We start from the raw sequence: 1426 nt of genomic DNA, 5'->3' as shown, positions 1-1426 counted from the left end.
TTGCTTCAGAACAAACACAGTGGACGCGAGCAACTGAGGACAAGCCCTCGGCCTATTAGTACCAGTCAGCTCCACCCGTTACCGGGCTTCCACATCTGGCCTATCAACCCAGTCGTCTACTGGGAGCCTTACCCTCTCAAGGAGGTGGGAACACTCATCTCGAAGCAGGCTTCCCGCTTAGATGCTTTCAGCGGTTATCCTTTCCGAACGTAGCCAACCAGCCATGCCCTTGGCAGGACAACTGGCACACCAGAGGTTCGTCCGTCCCGGTCCTCTCGTACTAGGGACAGCCCTTCTCAATGTTCCTGCGCGCGCAGCGGATAGGGACCGAACTGTCTCACGACGTTCTAAACCCAGCTCGCGTACCGCTTTAATGGGCGAACAGCCCAACCCTTGGGACCGACTCCAGCCCCAGGATGCGACGAGCCGACATCGAGGTGCCAAACCATCCCGTCGATATGGACTCTTGGGGAAGATCAGCCTGTTATCCCCGGGGTACCTTTTATCCGTTGAGCGACGGCGCTTCCACAAGCCACCGCCGGATCACTAGTCCCGACTTTCGTCCCTGCTCGACCCGTCGGTCTCACAGTCAAGCTCCCTTGTGCACTTACACTCAACACCTGATTGCCAACCAGGCTGAGGGAACCTTTGGGCGCCTCCGTTACTCTTTAGGAGGCAACCGCCCCAGTTAAACTACCCATCAGACACTGTCCCTGATCCGGATCACGGACCGAGGTTAGACATCCAGCACGACCAGAGTGGTATTTCAACGACGACTCCACAACCACTGGCGTGGCCGCTTCAAAGTCTCCCACCTATCCTACACAAGCCGAACCGAACACCAATATCAAACTGTAGTAAAGGTCCCGGGGTCTTTCCGTCCTGCTGCGCGAAACGAGCATCTTTACTCGTAGTGCAATTTCACCGGGCCTATGGTTGAGACAGTCGAGAAGTCGTTACGCCATTCGTGCAGGTCGGAACTTACCCGACAAGGAATTTCGCTACCTTAGGATGGTTATAGTTACCACCGCCGTTTACTGGCGCTTAAGTTCTCAGCTTCGCCACACCGAAATGTGACTAACCGGTCCCCTTAACGTTCCAGCACCGGGCAGGCGTCAGTCCGTATACATCGCCTTACGGCTTCGCACGGACCTGTGTTTTTAGTAAACAGTCGCTTCTCGCTGGTCTCTGCGGCCACCCCCAGCTCAGAGTGCAAGACTCATCACCGGTTGTGGCCCCCCTTCTCCCGAAGTTACGGGGGCATTTTGCCGAGTTCCTTAACCATAGTTCACCCGAACGCCTCGGTATTCTCTACCTGACCACCTGAGTCGGTTTAGGGTACGGGCCGCCATGAAACTCGCTAGAGGCTTTTCTCGACAGCATAGGATCATCCACTTCACCACAATCGGCTCGGCATCAGGTCTCA

1 rRNA gene is annotated in these 1426 nt (G+C 56.0%); it reads right to left on the bottom strand.

The window, feature by feature from the left end:
* Positions 1-35: 35 nt before the first annotated feature.
* Positions 36-1426, bottom strand: a 23S ribosomal RNA gene (locus ADK54_RS11910); the annotation flags it as partial.

This window comes from Streptomyces sp. WM6378 (genome assembly GCF_001279695.1).
Classification (GTDB): Bacteria; Actinomycetota; Actinomycetes; order Streptomycetales; family Streptomycetaceae; genus Streptomyces.
The sequence above is the reverse complement of the archived record's forward strand: the minus strand, read 5'-3'. Positions and strand labels throughout refer to the sequence as shown.